Raw genomic sequence first — 15,520 nt, 5'->3', positions numbered from 1 at the left:
GCCGTAGAGGGCGGCGCCGATCGGGATGCCGCCCTCGGCGAGACCGGCGCGCGCCTCGGCGAGGGCGGTGGCGAGCCAGGCGCGGGCGGACGAGGGGTCCATGCGTTCTGCGGACGACGGGTCCACAGGTGCGGCGGACGGCGGGTCCATGCGTTCACTCTGCCGGGGATCCATCGCTCCACTCTGCTGGGACCGGGACGCCGGGGCAACGACCGGGAGGCCCCCGCCCGGCAAGCCCTGGGCAAAGCCGCGGGAACCCGGTCTGTACCCTGGCCCGATCATTGCCGCGTCAGCGGCAGTTGGGCCCGCTCGGGAGGGAAGTTCCATGGTTGCTGCGCCGGTTCTGGAGGAGCTGCGCGAGGTCTGCCAGCCGCAGGCCAAGCTGGCGAGCCGCAACGGCGAGCACTGGGCGGGCCGGCTGTACATGCGCAGGATCTCGCTGCGGCTGACCCGCCAGCTGGTGCGCACCCCCGTCACCCCGGACCAGCTCACCTGGACGATGGTGGTGTGCGGGGTCGCCTCCGGCGCGGCGCTGATGATCCCCGGCCTGACCGGCGCGGTCCTCGCGGTGGTCCTGATGCAGCTCTTCCTGCTCTTCGACTGTGCCGACGGCGAGGTCGCCCGCTGGAAGGGGCAGAACAGCGCGACCGGCATCTACGTCGACCGGCTCGGCGCCTATCTGGCGGACGCGGCACTGTTCGCGGGCGCCGGCTACCGCGCCGCCGAGTCGGGGTTCGGCGGCTGGCTCTCGGTCGGCATAGCCGCCGCCCTCGGCGTCGTCCTGCTGAAGGCCTCGACCGACCTGGTGGACGTGGCACGCGCCCGGCGCGGGCTGGCCGTCGCCGACGACGAGGCGACCCGGCCGCGCTCGCAGGGCGTCGCCACCGTCCGCCGCCTGGCCGCCGCCTTCAAGATCCACCGGGTCACCAACGGCATCGAGGCGTCCCTGGTCCTGCTGGTCGCGGCCGTCGCCGACGCCGCGACGGGCGGGATCGAACCGACCCGCTGGGTGCTCGGCGCGCTCGCCGTCATCACCTGGGTGATGGTCCCGGCCCACCTGCTGTCGATCCTGTCGTCGTCCCGGCTGCGCTGACCCGGGCGGGACCTGCGGGCCGGGCGGCGCGGGCGCCCGGCCCGGTCACACGTCGAAGGGCGAGAACTCGACGACCGCGGTAGAGGCGGCGGCGTACCGCACGCCGATGTCGATCGCCACCGCCCCGCCGTGGGCCGGCGGGTTCAGCTCGATGTGCGCGCAGACGTCGGTCGCCGGCTCCCCGCCGCACTCCTGCGCCGTGAGCCGGGTGCCGGGATAGGACTCCTTGAGCCAGGCGTCCAGCTTCGGCCGCGCGATCGTGAACCGCACCGTGTACTGGGTGTCCAGCCAGCTCAGCGCGGTGCACTTCGCGTCGTGGGCCCCCTCGGGCAGCCCGTCGCGGTCCACGAAGCGCATGGCGTCCTCGCACGGGACGCTCTGCTCCTGGGCCATGGGGTCACTCCGGAGAGCCGCGGCGAACGACCAGGCCCCCCAGCCCAGGAAGGCCACCGGCAGCGCCACGACGGCGACGAGCGCCCACTTCCGTACCCTGGTCACCCGATGCCCCGTCAGGACTCGTCGTCGGACCGGGTCTGCTCCTCGCGCCTGCGCAGCTCTTCCTCGCGCCGCCGCAGGTCCGCCTCCCAGTCCTTCAGCAGCGCCTCGTCCTTGCGGTTCTCGGCCTTGATGGACTTGAGGAACTCGGGGTTGTCGTCGGGCGCGACGAACGTCGTCCGGTGGTTGCGGTGCCATTCCGAAGGGGTGGAGCCGCCGGCGGGCACCCCGCGGTTGCGGCCCGCGACCAGCCAGGCGATCGGACCGACCAGCACCTCGCCGAAGAGCAGGATGATGATGACCCAGACCACCTTGGGCAGGCCCCTGACCTCTTCCTCGGGTGTGTTCAGGCAGTCGATGAAGGCGTAGATCCACAGGGCCAGCACCAGCAGGAACGGCAGATACCTGAGCATGGTCGAACGATCCCCCAGTGAGCGACGGCGGGGCGGCACGGGGCCCCGGTGACGGGGTCAGAGTAGCCCGTGCCGGATACTGGACCGCATGGCTTACGACGATCTTCGCTCCCTGCTCAGGGCCCTGGAGCGCGAGGGAGACCTCAAGCGCGTCAAGGCCGAGGTCGACCCGTATCTGGAGGTCGGGGAGATCGTCGACCGGGTCCAGAAGGCGGGCGGCCCGGCGCTGCTCTTCGAGAACGTGAAGGGCTCCGACATGCCCCTCGCGATGAACGTCTTCGGCACCGACCGGCGGCTGCTGAAGGCGCTCGGCCTCAAGTCGTACGGCGAGATCTCCGACAAGATCGGCGGCCTGCTGCGGCCCGAGCTGCCGCACGGGTTCGTCGGGGTGCGCGAGGCGTTCGGCAAGCTCGGCGCGATGACGCACGTACCGCCGAAGAAGGTCAAGGACGCCCCCGTGCAGGAGGTCGTCCTGCACGGCGACGACGTCGACCTCGACCGGCTGCCCGCGCTCTTCACCTGGCCACAGGACGGCGGCTCCTTCTTCAACCTGGGGCTGACCCACACCAAGGACCCGGAGAGCGGGATCCGCAACCTGGGTCTCTACCGCCTCCAGCGCCACGACCGGCGCACGATCGGCATGCACTGGCAGATCCACAAGGACAGCCGCAACCACTACCAGGTGGCGGCCCGGCGCGGCGAGCGGCTGCCGGTAGCGATCGCGTTCGGCTGCCCGCCGGCCGTGACGTACGCGTCCACGGCGCCGCTGCCCGGTGACATCGACGAGTACCTCTTCGCCGGGTTCATCGCGGGCAAGCGGATCGAGATGGTCGACTGCAAGACCGTCCCGCTCCAGGTCCCGGCGCAGGCCGAGGTCGTCCTGGAGGGCTGGCTGGAGCCGGGCGAGATGCTCCCCGAGGGCCCCTTCGGCGACCACACCGGCTTCTACACCCCGCAGGAGCCCTTCCCCGCGCTGAAGATCGACTGCGTGACGATGCGCAAGCGTCCGCTGCTCCAGTCGATCGTCGTGGGGCGGCCCCCGACGGAGGACGGGCCGCTCGGCCGTGCGACGGAACGCTTCTTCCTGCCCCTGCTGAAGATCATCGTCCCGGACATCGTGGACTACCACCTGCCCGAGGCGGGCGGCTTCCACAACTGCGCGATCGTCTCGATCGACAAGAAGTACCCCAAGCACGCCCAGAAGGTGATGCACGCCGTCTGGGGCGCGCACATGATGTCCCTGACCAAGCTGATCGTGGTCGTCGACTCCGACTGCGATGTGCACGACCTGCACGAGGTCGCCTGGCGGGCGCTGGGCAACACCGACTACGCCCGTGACCTCACGGTCGCCGAGGGCCCCGTCGACCACCTCGACCACGCCTCCTACCAGCAGTTCTGGGGCGGCAAGGCGGGCATCGACGCGACCCGGAAGTGGCCCGAGGAGGGCTACACGAGGGATGGCGGATGGCCGGAGATGGTCCTGTCGGACCCCGATACGGCGGCCCTGGTGGACCGCCGCTGGAAGGAATACGGACTGTGAGCAGCGCCTCCGCGGCGATCCCGCAGCCGGGACGCACCAAGGCGTTCCTGCGCCTGGTGATGATCGAGCACTCGGTCTTCGCCCTGCCCTTCGCCTACATCGCCGCACTGACCGCGATGTTCGAGCTGGACGGGAACATCCACTGGGGCCGGCTGCTGCTGGTCACCGTCTGCATGGTGGGCCTGCGCACCTTCGCCATGGCGGTCAACCGGATCATCGACCGCGAGATCGACGCCCGTAACCCGAGGACCGCCCACCGCGAGCTGGTGACCGGCGCGATGTCGGTGCGGCACGCCTGGACGGGCGCCCTGATCGCCCTGGTCGTCTTCCTCGGCTCGGCGGCCCTGCTCAACCCGCTCTGCCTGGCCCTGGCGCCCATCGCGGTGATCCCGATGGTGGTCTACCCCTACGGCAAGCGGTTCACGAACTTCCCGCAGGCCATCCTGGGCCTGGCCCAGGCGATGGGCCCGGTCGGCGGCTGGCTGGCGATCACCGGCGAGTGGTCGTGGGACGCGGTGATCCTCGGTCTCGCCGTCGGCATCTGGATCGGCGGCTTCGACCTGATCTACGCCTGCCAGGACGTCGAGACCGACCGGGAGATCGGCGTCAGGTCGGTCCCGGCCCGCTTCGGCATCCCGGCCGCGATCCGGGGCGCGCGCGCCTGCCACGCGATCACGACGGCACTGTTCGTCTGGTACGCGCTGGCCACGGACGCGGGCGCGTTCTTCTGGCTGGGCCTGGTGATCGTCGCGGGCGCGTTCCTCTACGAGCACACCATCGTCCGGCCGAACGACCTGTCCCGGCTGAACCGGGCGTTCTTCTCGGTCAACGGCTTCATCGGCATCGCCCTGTTCGTGTGCGCGCTCCTCGATCTCCTGGTCCGGGGTCTGACCGTCTGAGCACGGTGCGGCCCGGCCCGGCGCTCGCACGATCGGCACGCGCCGCCTCCGGTGGATCCGGAGGTGGCGGACCGGTCCTGAGCACCAACCGTTCCACCGGTACGCTCAAGGTGTGAACGCAGGAGAAACACAGCGCGTGCCTTGGATCGTGGGGGTGTCAGGGGCGTCCGGTACGCCGTATGCCGCCGCCGTCCTGCGTGCGCTGCTCGCCGCGGGCGAGAGCGTCGATCTGGTCGTCAGCCGGGCCTCCCGGCTCACCCTGCTGGACGAGACCGGTATCTCCTTCCGGGACGCGCACTGGCGCGACGACCTGCGGGACTGGCTGGCGCTCGGCGCGGACGGCAAGCCGGACACCTTCGCGACGGACCTCGGCGGGGTGCGCTACTGGAACGCCGGAGACCTGGCCGCGGGCCCCTCCTCGGGGTCGTACCCGGCGAAGGGGATGCTGATCGTGCCGGCCTCGACGGCGTGTGTCGCGGGGGTCGCGCTCGGTCTGTCGAAGGACCTGCTCCAGAGGGTGGCGAGCGTCACGCTCAAGGAGCGCCGCCGCCTGGTCGTGGCCGTCAGGGAGACCCCGCTGAACGGCCAGACCCTGCGGCACCTGGTCGCCCTGGACGACGCGGGCGCCAGCGTCGTACCGGCCTCCCCGGCGTTCTACGCGGGCGCCACCCACATCCAGGACCTGGTGGACTTCGTGGCCGGCCGGGTCCTCGACGCGGCCGGCGTCGGGCACACCCTCTACCGCCGTTGGCAGGGCGAGCTCGGCGGTTCCCGCCCGGCCTGAGCGGCCCACGGCGGCCAGGCAGTACCAGCACCATCCTCGACTTCGGGAGGTCCGGGCCCGCCCGGACCCATTCAGCGGAAGGCTTCGATCGCATGGACGCGGTGGACAGGCAGCTCATCCAGGCCCTGAGGGAGAACGGCCGGGCCTCCTACGCGGAGCTGGGACGCCTCGTCGGCCTGTCGGGACCCAGCGTCACCGACCGCATCAACCGGCTGGAGGCGGCCGGTGTCATCACCGGATACCGCGCCACCGTGAACGCCGCCAGCCTCGGCCTCGGCGTCATCGCGCTGATCGGCATCTCGCTGTCCGACGCGGCCGACCACGAGGACGTGGCCCGGCGGCTGAAGGACCTCGGCGAGATCGAGGACTGCTGGTTCATCGCGGGCGACGACTCGTTCATGCTCAAGGTGCGTGCCAGTGACGTGGACGGCCTGGAGCGGATCATCCGCCGGCTCAGCGGGACCAAGGGCGTCTCCCGGACCCGTACCACCATCGTGCTGTCCACGAAGTGGGAGAACCGGGTGGGTGAGCTGCCGGAAGAGGTCTAGGACCTCGGGCGTACGGTTGGCAGGGTTCGTCGGCAGGTCGAAAGGGAGAGGCAGAAACACATGGACGTCGGGCTCAAGCGCGAGCTGGAGGACAAGGTCCGGGCCGGTGAGCGGCTCACCCGTGAGGACGGCATCGCGCTGTACGAGTCGGACGACCTGGCGTGGCTCGGCGGTCTCGCGCACGAGGTGCGCACCCGCAAGAACGGCGACGTCGTGCACTTCAACGTCAACCGTCATCTCAACATGACGAACGTGTGCACCGCGTCCTGCGCGTACTGCTCCTTCCAGCGCAAGCCGGGCGAGAAGGACGCGTACACGATGCGCATCGAGGAGGCCGTCCGCCTCGCCAAGGCGATGGAGGGCGAGAACCTCACCGAGCTGCACATCGTCAACGGGCTGCACCCGAACCTGCCGTGGCGGTACTACCCGCGCTCCCTGCGCGAGCTGAAGGCCGCCCTGCCGAACGTCTCGCTGAAGGCTTTCACGGCGACCGAGATCCACCACTTCGAGACCATCTCCGGGCTGACCGCCTCCGAGATCCTCGACGAGCTCATCGACGCCGGTCTGGAGTCCCTGACCGGCGGCGGCGCCGAGATCTTCGACTGGGAGGTCCGGCAGCACATCGTCGACCACCGCACCCACTGGGAGGACTGGTCGCGCATCCACCGGCTCGCGCACGAGAAGGGTCTGAAGACCCCGTGCACGATGCTGTACGGGCACATCGAGGAGCCCCGCCACCGGGTCGACCACGTGCTGCGGCTGCGTGAGCTCCAGGACGAGACCGGCGGCTTCCAGGTCTTCATCCCGCTGCGCTACCAGCACGACTTCGTGGACATGAAGGACGGCAAGGTCCGCAACCGCCTCCAGGCGCGTACCCAGATGGCCACCGGTGCCGAGGCGCTGAAGACGTTCGCGGTCTCCCGGCTGCTGTTCGACAACGTGCCGCACGTGAAGGTCTTCTGGGTGATGCACGGGGTGCAGACCGCCCAGCTCGCCCTGCAGCACGGCGCGGACGACATGGACGGTTCGGTCGTCGAGTACAAGATCACCCATGACGCCGACAACTACGGCACGCCGAACAAGCTCACCCGGGACGACCTGCTCGACCTGATCCGTGACGCGGGCTTCCGCCCGGTGGAGCGCAACACGCGCTACGAGATCATCCGCGAGTACGACGGACCGGACCCGGCGCGCCGCGAGTCCCCCCAGCCGATGCGGGTCTGAGACGCCGGCGGCGGCCGGCCGGCACCTGTCGCCGGGTGCCGGCCGCGACCTGCGACGGGCGGGACGGCGGGGCCGGGGAGTGTCGAAAACGTGCCCGGGCGACCATCCGGATGAGATCTGGTAATAGGTACACTCCCCGCATGTCCCTTACCTTCACTCTCGATCCCGCCGTCGATCCCGCCCTGCGCGACGGCGTCCTCGACCTGTGGACCGAAGTCTCCAACGCGGGCGGCTCCGTCGGCTTCGTGCCGCCCGTGGTGCGCGAGGACATACGCCCGGAGCTCGTCAGGCACTTCGTGGCCATGGCCGAGGGCCGCACCCGGCTGCTGGTCGGGCGCGACGAGCGGGGGGACGTCGCCGCGACCGCGTTCCTCACCTTCAACACCCACCGGCTGATGAAGCACTGGGTGTGGCTGTACACGGTGATGGTGCACCCGCGGCACCAGGGCAAGGGGTACGGCCGCGACCTGCTCGAGGCCGCCGCGGACTCGGCCCGCACCTTCGCCGGCATCGACGCGATCCGGCTCACCTGCCGCGGCGGCAACGGCCTGGAGCGGTTCTACGGCTCCTGCGGCTACAAGGAGGTCGGGCGGGTGCCCGGTGCGATCCGGGTGGCACCGGGGGACGACCGCGACGACATCACCATGCTGCTGCCCCTGCTGTGACTGCCCGGCCCCGCCGGTGAGGCCGGGGACCCGGCATGCTTCACTGGACGATGCCCTATGGGACGTTCGGAAGTATTCGAGACGGAAGAGTGGATTGAGATGCTCCGCTACACGCTGATGCGCCTCGGCATTTTCGCGGGCTGCTTCGTGGTCGTCTGGGGCCTCGTCTACGCCGGTGCCGTCCCGCACGGCCTCGGCGGCTCCAACCTCATGTGGGTCGCCCTGCTGGCCCTGGTGGTCTCGGCGCCCATCAGCTTCGTGGTGCTGCGCAAGGAGCGCGACCGCGCCTCCGTCCAGGTCGCCGGACGAGTGGACCGGATGAAGGCCAACCTCGAGTCCAGCCGGTCCCAGGAGGACGACGCGGTGGACGCCGCGGCGGACCTCGCGCAGGACGCCTCCGGCGCGCAGCGCCAGGCCTCCTAGGACAGGTCCCGGGCGGTCCGCCGCTCGGCGAGCAGCCTGCCGGGCGACCCGGGTGTCGCGTCCCACCGGACGGCTGTGGCGCCCAACTATCCTTTCCCCATGGGTGCCGTGAAGACCAAGCGGATGCCGCGTGCGGTCCGTGAGCAGCAGATGCTGGACGCCGCTGTGCGGATCTTCGGCCAACGGGGCTACATGGCCGCGTCGATGGACGAGATCGCCGAAGTCGCCGGTGTGTCGAAGCCGTTGGTCTATCTGTACCTGAACTCCAAGGAAGACCTCTTCACCGCCTGCATCCGCCGCGAGGCCGCCGCGCTCACCGAGGCCGTGCAGTCCGGGGTGCGGCCGGGGCTGGGCGCGGACCGTCAGCTCTGGGACGGGCTGCGGGCGTTCTTCACCCACACCGCGCAGCACCCCGACGCCTGGTCCGTGCTGCACCTCCAGGCCCGTACGCACGGGGAGCGGTTCGCCGCCGAGGTCACCGCGATGCGCGAGGAGATCGTCGCGTTCGTGACCCGGCTGATCGAGGCCGCCGCGCGGGAGGCCCGTCCGGGGTCTCTCGGCTGCGCCGGTGCGAGCGGCCGCCCCCGGACCTCCGACGGGCCGGACCGCGACGGGCGGGACCTCGTCGGGCCGAACCGCGAAGGGCGGGACCTCGACGGACCGGCCCTCGACCGGCCGGAGCCCGCCCCCGGCCCCGATCTGCCCGAGCGCGAGGCGGCCGGGCTCGCCGAGGCCCTGGTCGGAGCCGCCGAGTCCCTGGCGGCCTGGGCCAACACCACCGAGGGCGTCTCGGCCCGGCAGGCCGCGGCCACCCTGATGAACTTCGCCTGGGCGGGCCTGGGCAACCTGATGGAGGGGCGCCCGTGGTCACCCACGGACCCCGGCCACCCGGGGCACTAGCTCACATCCGGGCCGGGCGCCCACGGGTCCACCTGCCCGCGCACATGGACGCGTCCGTCCGCTCCCCTCAGTTCGAAGTGTCCGCCCGCCGCCGCGTATTGCACGGTTTCGGGCAGCAGCACCGGTGACCGGAACTCCGCCCGCACCCGGGCGGAGGGCGCGGTGCCGTGCGCGGCCAGGCAGCGGGCCACCGTCCACATGCCGTGCGCGACGGTGCGCGGGAAGCCGAACAGGCGGGCGGCGAGCGGGTGCAGATGGATGGGGTTGCGGTCGCCGGAGGCGGCACCGTAGCGCCGCCCCAGATCGGCGGCGAGGCGCCACTCGGCGACCACGGGGAGCGGATCCGGGCCCGGCCCGCCGTCGGACGGCCGTGACGCGGGGGTGGGGCCGGCCGTGCGGTGCCGCGCCAGATACGTGCTGCGCGACTCCCAGACGACGGCGCCGCCGGCCCGCGCCTCGGTCACCACGATGGCCTCGGTGCCGCGTCGGTGCGGCGCCAATCCCGCGATGTACGCGCTGAGTTCGTAGGCGCCCGTGGCGGGCGGCGCGGTGTGCCGGACGATCTCGATCGAGGTGTGGACCAGGCCCGGCAGCGGCAGCGGGAAGTCCCGGCCGCTCATCAGCCGCATCGCCAGCGGGAAGCCCAGGACGTGCGGGTAGGTGATCGGCAGCGCGTGCTCGCCGGTGGCGAAGCCGCACACCCGCTCGTACGCGGTCAGACGTGCGAGGTCGACGCGCAGGTCCGGCAGCACCAGGCGGGTGCGCGGGAACGAGGCGTCGGGGGCCGGGTGCCGGAAGGCGGAGAGCAGGGTGCCGCGGGCCAGCAGCGGGGCGAGCGCGGGGGAGCGGGTGAGGAGCAGGCCGGGCGCGGGGCCGGCGACGCGCGCGGTGCGGTCGGTCATGTCTCCCACTCCCCGTCCGGGTCCAAAATGCTTACTCTGGAGTAAGGTTACCGCAGGTAAGTCTAGGTCGGGAGGGGGAAGAGGGATGGGGCGAGACCCTGGGGTCCGACGCCGGACCCGCCGTCGCGCACGGGACGTGAACGTTCCTCACGTCATTGCCGATGTTGCACACCCCTGGCCCCGGACCGACCCGTAACCGGCACAGCCTCATCACAGGAGCCTCGTACGCTTCCTGCCTGACCGCCGGTAACCCCCTCTTCGCGGGCCCTCGCCGGTGAACGCCTCGGTGCGCGAGGCACGTACGTATGCAGCAAGCAGTCTCACCGCTGCACGCCACAGGAGCCGCCCGTGTCCACTCCCTTTCCGACCTCCGCCGCGTTCGCCGACGCCGCAGGGCCGCAGCTCGTGGAGCCCGAGACGCGGCGGCTGAACGGTGCCGTACGGGAGGCATACGTACCGCCGTTCGCCCCGCCGGTGACCCACGGGTCCCTCGCCGACCTGCCCTTCGAGAACGCGGAGGCGGCGCCGGACGCGGTCGTCCTCAGCCGCCGGGCCGGGGGCGACGGGCCCTGGCAGGACGTGACCGCGGCCGGGTTCGCCGCCGAGGTGCAGGCGGTGGCCAAGGGGCTGATCGCCGAGGGCCTGGTGCCGGGCGACCGGATCGCCGTCATGGCCCGGACCCGCTACGAGTGGACCCTGCTCGACTTCGCCGCCTGGGCCGCCGGCCTGGTCACCGTCCCCGTCTACCCCACCTCGTCCGTCTTCCAGACCCGGTGGATCCTCCAGGACTCCGGCGCGGTCGCCCTGGTCGCCGAGACCGCCGCCCAGGCGGCCGCGCTCGGCCCGGAACTGGAGCGGCTGCCCGACCTCAAGCACCTGTGGGTGATCGACAAGGGCCATCTGGACCGCTTGGTGGAACTCGGCGAGGAGGTGCCGGACCAGGAGGTGGCCGTACGGCGGGGAGTGCTCGTCCCCGACACCCTGGCCACCCTGATCTACACCTCCGGCACGACCGGCCGGCCCAAGGGCTGCGTCCTGACCCACGGCAACTTCTTCGCCGAGGTCGACAACGCCATCGAACTGCTCCACCCGATCTTCCGGGCCGGGATGAAGGAGGAGGTCTCCGTCCTGCTCTTCCTGCCCATGTCCCATGTCTTCGGCCGCATGGTGGCGATCGCCTGCGTCCGCGCCCGGGTGCGCCTGGGCCACGCGCCGAGCCTGAAGCCGCAGGACCTGCTGCCGGACCTGGCCGAGTTCCGGCCGACCTGCCTGCTGGCGATCCCGTACATGCTGGAGAAGATCTTCAACACCGCCCGCGCGCGGGCGGAGGCGGGCGGCCGGCTGTCCTCGTTCGACCGCGCGGCGGCCGTGGCCCGCCGCTACGGCGAGGCCCTGGAGGCCAGACAGACCGGCACCGGCCCCGGCCCGTCGACCGCGCTGAAGGCGGCCCGCGCCTTCTACGACCCCCTGGTCTACCGCCGCATCCGCAACGCCATGGGCGGCCGCGTCCGCTACGCCATCTGCGGCGGCTCCCCGCTGGGCCGCCGCCTGGCCGCGTTCTACGCGGGCGCCGGCATCGAGATCTTCGAGGGCTACGGGCTGACCGAGACCACCGGAGCGTCGACGGTGACCCCGCCCCTCAGACCCCGGCTGGGCACCGTGGGCTGGCCGTTGCCCGGCACCCGCATCCGGGTCGCCGCCGACGGCGAGATCCTCCTCGGCGGCGACCACGTGCTGCGCGGCTACTGGGACCCGGCGGCCGGCGGTGTCGTCCCCGCGGCCCCGGACGGCTGGCTCGCCACCGGCGACATCGGCGAACTCGACGACGACGGCTACCTCACCATCACCGGCCGCAAGAAGGAACTGCTGATCACCGCGGGCGGCAAGAGCGTGGCCCCCGCGCCCATGGAGAACTGGCTGCGCTCGCACCCCCTGATCTCGCACTGCATGCTCCTGGGCGACGCCCGTCCCTACGTCACGGCGCTGATCACCCTCGACCAGGACGGCGTCGCCCACTGGCGCCGGATGAACGGCAAGCACCCGGTCCCGCCGGAACTCCTCGTCGACGACGACGAGTTGCGGGCGATCCTGCAACGCGCGCTGGACGAGGCGAACCGACTGGTCTCCCGGCCGGAATCCATCCGCCGCTTCGCCGTCCTGCCCGTCGACTTCACGGAGGAGGCAGGCCACCTCACCCCGTCGATGAAGCTCCGCCGCGAGGCGGTCATGCGGGACTTCGCTCGCGAGGTGGAGGGGCTGTATCCGGGCTGAGGGGCGCGGTTACTCCGCGGCGTTCGCCGCCACCTGGGGCTTGTCGGCGATGAGGAAGGCCTGCGGGACCGACTCCGCGAGCGCGGGGTCGGGCTCGCGCACCGTCCGCGAACGCGGTACGAAACCGGCGTCCGCCAGCAGCCCGGCGATCAGCTCGGGCCGCCGCCGCCGGAAGTCCAGCGCCACCGGGTGACCCCAGGGCCGGTCGTGGCGGCGCGGCTCGTCGCCCACCTGGAAGGCGATCAGCAGATGGCCGCCGGGGGCCAGGACACGGTGGAACTCCGCGAACAGGCCGGGGAGCCGGTCCAGCGGCGTGTGGATGGACGAGTACCAGGAGAGCGCCCCGGCGAGGGCGCCGTCGGGGAGGTCCAGGTCGAGCATCGAGCCCTGCTCGAAACGCAGTCCCGGATTCTCCCGGCGGGCGATGGCGAGCATCGACTCCGACAGGTCGAGGCCGGAGATCGAGAGCCCCAGCCGGGCGAGGTGCCCCGTGGTCCGGCCGGGCCCGCAGCCGAGGTCCACCACCGGACCGCGGTCGCCCACGAGCTCGGCGTACACGGCGAGGATCGCCCGCTCCAGCGGCCGGCCGGCGAGCTCCTCACGGAAGCGGTCGGCGTAGTCCTCGGCGACGGCGTCGTAGAAGGTGCGGGTGGTGGCGAGGAAGTCGGTGTCGGTGTCGCTGCCGGTACCGGTCTCGGTGCCGGACACAGGGGGCGTGGTGGCTTCGGAGGTCATGGCCGGGGACCGTAGCGGGCGCCACTGACAACCGGACCGGCCGGCCGTGAACGGTCGTGCGGGGTGCGCCCCGGGCAAAAGGCAGGAGCCCCGTCGCCGGATGGCGTGGGGCTCCTTGGGTACTGCTATCTGATCCGAATCAAAGCTTCGGGCTCGAAGAGCCTAAGGCTTAGAGCGGGGTGACGTTCTCCGCCTGCGGACCCTTCGGGCCCTGGGTCACGTCGAAGGAGACCGACTGGTTCTCCTCGAGCGAACGGAAACCGTTGGCGTTGATCGCGGAGTAGTGGACGAAGACGTCGGGGCCTCCGCCTTCCTGGGCGATGAAGCCAAAGCCCTTTTCGGCGTTGAACCACTTCACGGTTCCGGTAGCCATAAGCCCTCCTTGGGCCCAAAGGGTCGCCCTGCTCCAGAACCCTGCAAGTGTGAAAACTGTGCCGCACAACTGCATACGTCTGAAAACGACTAGAGCCCGCGGTCACATGCTCCGCAGGCTCTGTACTGCAAGGGAAACCAAACTGCAACTTGCGGCGAGCCTAGCACGGGGCAGGCTGAATGCAATAGAGGTCAAGATCACGTCACTCGGACGTTTGAAGCCGATCGGATGAGGTTGACAAAACGTCCTCGCGGGGGTGCCCGCTGTCCGGCTCGGTCCAGGGTCTAGCCTCCCGATGTGGACAATCCTCGCACCCGGCCGCGTGTCGGCCACATCCAGTTCCTCAACTGCCTGCCCCTGTACTGGGGGCTCGCGAGAACAGGCACGCTTCTCGACTTCGAGCTCACCAAGGACACCCCGGAGAAGCTCAGCGAGCAGCTGGTGCAGGGGGACCTCGACATCGGGCCCATCACCCTCGTCGAGTTCCTGAAGCACTCGGACGACCTGGTCGCCTTCCCCGACATCGCCGTCGGCTGCGACGGCCCGGTGATGTCCTGCGTGATCGTCTCCCAGGTTCCGCTGGACCAGCTCGACGGCCGCCGGGTCGCCCTCGGCTCGACCTCGCGCACCTCGGTCCGGCTGGCCCAGCTGCTGCTGGCCGAGCGCTTCGGCGTCCAGCCGGAGTACTACAGCTGCCCGCCCGACCTCAGCCTGATGATGCAGGAGGCGGAGGCCGCGGTCCTGATCGGCGACGCGGCGCTGCGCGCCAACCTGCTGGACGGCCCGCGCTACGGCCTCGCCGTGCACGACCTGGGCGCGCTGTGGAAGGAGTGGACGGGCCTGCCGTTCGTCTTCGCGGTCTGGGCGGCCCGGCGGGACTATCTGGAGCGCGAGCCGCTCATCACGCGCCAGGTGCACGAGGCGTTCCTCGCCTCCCGCAACCTCTCCCTGGAGGAGGTCGGCAAGGTCGCCGAGCAGGCGGCCCGCTGGGAGGCCTTCGACGAGCGCGTCCTGGAGCAGTACTTCACCACGCTCGACTTCCGCTTCGGCGACCCGCAGCTCGCGGCGGTCACGGAGTTCGCCCGCCGGGTCGGCCCGACGACCGGCTTCCCGGCGGACGTGAAGGTGGACCTCCTCCAGCCGTAGTGCCCCGCCGGCGGCAGGGGCCGCGGGCGGCGGCCGCGCACCAGCGTCTGCCCGGCGGACCGAGCCGCGGGAAAGCCTGTCCGGCGGACCGAGGCGCGGAAAGCAACGATGCCGTGCCAGGCCCCGCGTCCGGGGCCTGATCCGCCGGACAGGCCCTAATCTGCTGCTGTGTCCTACGGGGGAGAGGCGGACATCATGCAGCCGCTCGCAGCCGACGAGCCCACTGCCGTCGGGCCCTACCGCCTGCTCGGCCGGCTCGGATCCGGCGGGATGGGCCGGGTCTACCTGGGCCGCAGCGCCGGTGGCCGCACGGTCGCGGTCAAGATCGTGCACCCGCACCTCGCGCTCGACGAGGAGTTCCGTACCCGCTTCCGGCGCGAGGTCGAGGCCGCCCGGCGGGTCGGCGGCGCCTGGACCGCCTCGGTGCTGGACGCCGACCCGTCCGCGCCGGTCCCCTGGGTGGCGACGGCGTACGCGGCGGGCCCGTCCCTGGCGGCCGCGGTGGCGGACGGCGGCCCGCTGCCCGAGCACTCCGTACGGGCGCTGACCGCGGGCCTCGCCGAGGCGCTGGCCGCGGTGCACGACCTGGGCCTGGTGCACCGGGACGTGAAACCGTCGAACGTCCTGCTCACCCTCGACGGCCCCCTGCTCATCGACTTCGGCATCGCCCGGGCGACCGACGGCACCGCCTCACTGACCTCGACCGGCGTCTCCGTGGGCTCACCCGGCTACATGGCGCCCGAGCAGATCCTCGGCGGCGGCGTCACCGGCGCCGCCGACGTCTTCTCGCTGGGCGCGGTCCTGGCGTACGCGGCGACCGGCGAGCCGCCGTTCCCCGGGGACTCCTCGGCCGCGCTGCTCTACAAGGTCGTCCACGAGGAGCCGTTCCTGGACGGCCTGGAGGGCGACCTGCGCGCGACGGCGCAGGCGTGCCTGGCCAAGACGCCGGGCGAGCGTCCGGCACCCCGCGAGGTGGCCCGCCGGCTCGCACCGGACGGCGCGGCCCGGCTGATGGCGGGCGGCTGGCTGCCGTCGGGATACTGGGCCGGTGAGCAACGCCATGGCTGAGTACGAAGCGGATACGGAACGGTTGACGCGACGGGTCTACC

The 15,520-nt window shown here is 71.7% G+C and carries 16 protein-coding genes and 1 pseudogene; 12 read left to right on the top strand and 5 right to left on the bottom strand.

Features of this window, described 5'->3' with window-relative positions; all coding sequences use genetic code 11:
* Nucleotides 1-325 precede the first annotated feature (325 nt).
* On the top strand, nucleotides 326-1,093 hold the full coding sequence (locus ABT085_RS31615) for a CDP-alcohol phosphatidyltransferase family protein (RefSeq protein ID WP_351615550.1): 768 nt from the start codon (nucleotides 326-328) through the stop codon (nucleotides 1,091-1,093).
* 45 nt (nucleotides 1,094-1,138) lie between these two features.
* On the opposite strand, the gene ABT085_RS31610 is transcribed toward ABT085_RS31615, so the two are convergent.
* Together ABT085_RS31610 and ABT085_RS31605 are read right to left on the bottom strand one after the other, a co-directional pair.
* Complete coding sequence (locus tag ABT085_RS31610; RefSeq protein ID WP_351615547.1) at nucleotides 1,139-1,591, bottom strand: hypothetical protein; 453 nt, start codon at nucleotides 1,589-1,591, stop codon at nucleotides 1,139-1,141.
* Between the two features lie 11 nt (nucleotides 1,592-1,602).
* Nucleotides 1,603-2,001, bottom strand: a complete 399-nt coding sequence (locus ABT085_RS31605; RefSeq protein ID WP_351615544.1) for a PLD nuclease N-terminal domain-containing protein — start codon at nucleotides 1,999-2,001, stop codon at nucleotides 1,603-1,605.
* An 88-nt stretch (nucleotides 2,002-2,089) separates the two neighbouring features.
* Between ABT085_RS31605 and ABT085_RS31600 the strand changes: the two genes are divergently transcribed.
* The 8 genes from ABT085_RS31600 (at nucleotide 2,090) to ABT085_RS31565 (ending at nucleotide 8,984) form a co-directional block, all read left to right on the top strand.
* Nucleotides 2,090-3,541, top strand: coding sequence for a menaquinone biosynthesis decarboxylase (locus ABT085_RS31600; protein ID WP_152892284.1), 1,452 nt, complete (start codon nucleotides 2,090-2,092; stop codon nucleotides 3,539-3,541).
* Nucleotides 3,538-4,440 (top strand): menaquinone biosynthesis prenyltransferase MqnP, encoded by a 903-nt coding sequence (gene mqnP / locus ABT085_RS31595; RefSeq protein ID WP_351615541.1) that lies wholly within the window; start codon nucleotides 3,538-3,540, stop codon nucleotides 4,438-4,440. The genes ABT085_RS31600 and mqnP overlap by 4 nt, the downstream gene beginning before the upstream one ends.
* A gap of 136 nt (nucleotides 4,441-4,576) precedes the next feature.
* Entirely contained in the window at nucleotides 4,577-5,224 is a 648-nt protein-coding gene (locus ABT085_RS31590; RefSeq protein ID WP_351615538.1) for a UbiX family flavin prenyltransferase, read from the top strand.
* A 92-nt stretch (nucleotides 5,225-5,316) separates the two neighbouring features.
* Entirely contained in the window at nucleotides 5,317-5,772 is a 456-nt protein-coding gene (locus tag ABT085_RS31585) for an Lrp/AsnC family transcriptional regulator (protein ID WP_152892286.1), read from the top strand.
* A gap of 60 nt (nucleotides 5,773-5,832) precedes the next feature.
* Nucleotides 5,833-6,996 (top strand): aminofutalosine synthase MqnE, encoded by a 1,164-nt coding sequence (mqnE, locus tag ABT085_RS31580; RefSeq protein ID WP_152892288.1) that lies wholly within the window; start codon nucleotides 5,833-5,835, stop codon nucleotides 6,994-6,996.
* 140 nt (nucleotides 6,997-7,136) lie between these two features.
* Nucleotides 7,137-7,661 carry a GNAT family N-acetyltransferase gene (locus tag ABT085_RS31575; protein ID WP_351615534.1) on the top strand — a complete coding sequence of 175 codons (525 nt, stop codon included), beginning with the start codon at nucleotides 7,137-7,139 and terminating at the stop codon, nucleotides 7,659-7,661.
* Nucleotides 7,662-7,760: 99 nt separating this feature from the next.
* The gene (locus ABT085_RS31570) at nucleotides 7,761-8,084 is read left to right on the top strand and encodes a DUF4229 domain-containing protein (protein ID WP_351615531.1); all 324 of its coding nucleotides are present in this window, start codon (nucleotides 7,761-7,763) and stop codon (nucleotides 8,082-8,084) included.
* 99 nt (nucleotides 8,085-8,183) lie between these two features.
* Entirely contained in the window at nucleotides 8,184-8,984 is an 801-nt protein-coding gene (locus ABT085_RS31565; protein WP_351615528.1) for a TetR/AcrR family transcriptional regulator, read from the top strand.
* On the opposite strand, the gene ABT085_RS31560 is transcribed toward ABT085_RS31565, so the two are convergent.
* A complete protein-coding gene (locus tag ABT085_RS31560) occupies nucleotides 8,981-9,886 on the bottom strand; it encodes a MaoC family dehydratase (RefSeq protein ID WP_351615525.1) in 906 nt (301 codons plus the stop codon). The two genes, ABT085_RS31565 and ABT085_RS31560, sit on opposite strands and share 4 nt — an antisense overlap.
* Nucleotides 9,887-10,234: 348 nt before the next feature.
* Between ABT085_RS31560 and ABT085_RS31555 the strand changes: the two genes are divergently transcribed.
* Complete coding sequence (locus ABT085_RS31555) at nucleotides 10,235-12,157, top strand: AMP-dependent synthetase/ligase (protein WP_351615522.1); 1,923 nt, start codon at nucleotides 10,235-10,237, stop codon at nucleotides 12,155-12,157.
* Nucleotides 12,158-12,166: 9 nt separating this feature from the next.
* Here the strand turns inward: ABT085_RS31555 and ABT085_RS31550 are convergent, their stop codons facing one another.
* Together ABT085_RS31550 and ABT085_RS31545 are read right to left on the bottom strand one after the other, a co-directional pair.
* On the bottom strand, nucleotides 12,167-12,892 hold the full coding sequence (locus ABT085_RS31550) for a class I SAM-dependent DNA methyltransferase (RefSeq protein WP_351615519.1): 726 nt from the start codon (nucleotides 12,890-12,892) through the stop codon (nucleotides 12,167-12,169).
* A gap of 169 nt (nucleotides 12,893-13,061) precedes the next feature.
* Nucleotides 13,062-13,265, bottom strand: coding sequence for a cold-shock protein (locus tag ABT085_RS31545; RefSeq protein WP_037627265.1), 204 nt, complete (start codon nucleotides 13,263-13,265; stop codon nucleotides 13,062-13,064).
* Nucleotides 13,266-13,562: 297 nt separating this feature from the next.
* On the opposite strand from ABT085_RS31545, the gene ABT085_RS31540 reads away from it, so the two are divergent.
* Both ABT085_RS31540 and ABT085_RS31535 read left to right on the top strand, forming a co-directional pair.
* Entirely contained in the window at nucleotides 13,563-14,411 is an 849-nt protein-coding gene (locus ABT085_RS31540; RefSeq protein WP_351615516.1) for a menaquinone biosynthetic enzyme MqnA/MqnD family protein, read from the top strand.
* Between the two features lie 195 nt (nucleotides 14,412-14,606).
* Nucleotides 14,607-15,443: pseudogene (locus ABT085_RS31535) on the top strand (serine/threonine-protein kinase); the annotation flags it as partial.
* Nucleotides 15,444-15,520: the final 77 nt, after the last annotated feature.

It is taken from the genome of Streptomyces sp. NPDC002265 (genome assembly GCF_040296125.1).
Taxonomy (GTDB): domain Bacteria; phylum Actinomycetota; class Actinomycetes; order Streptomycetales; family Streptomycetaceae; genus Streptomyces.
This window is presented reverse-complemented; position numbering and strand designations above follow the sequence as displayed.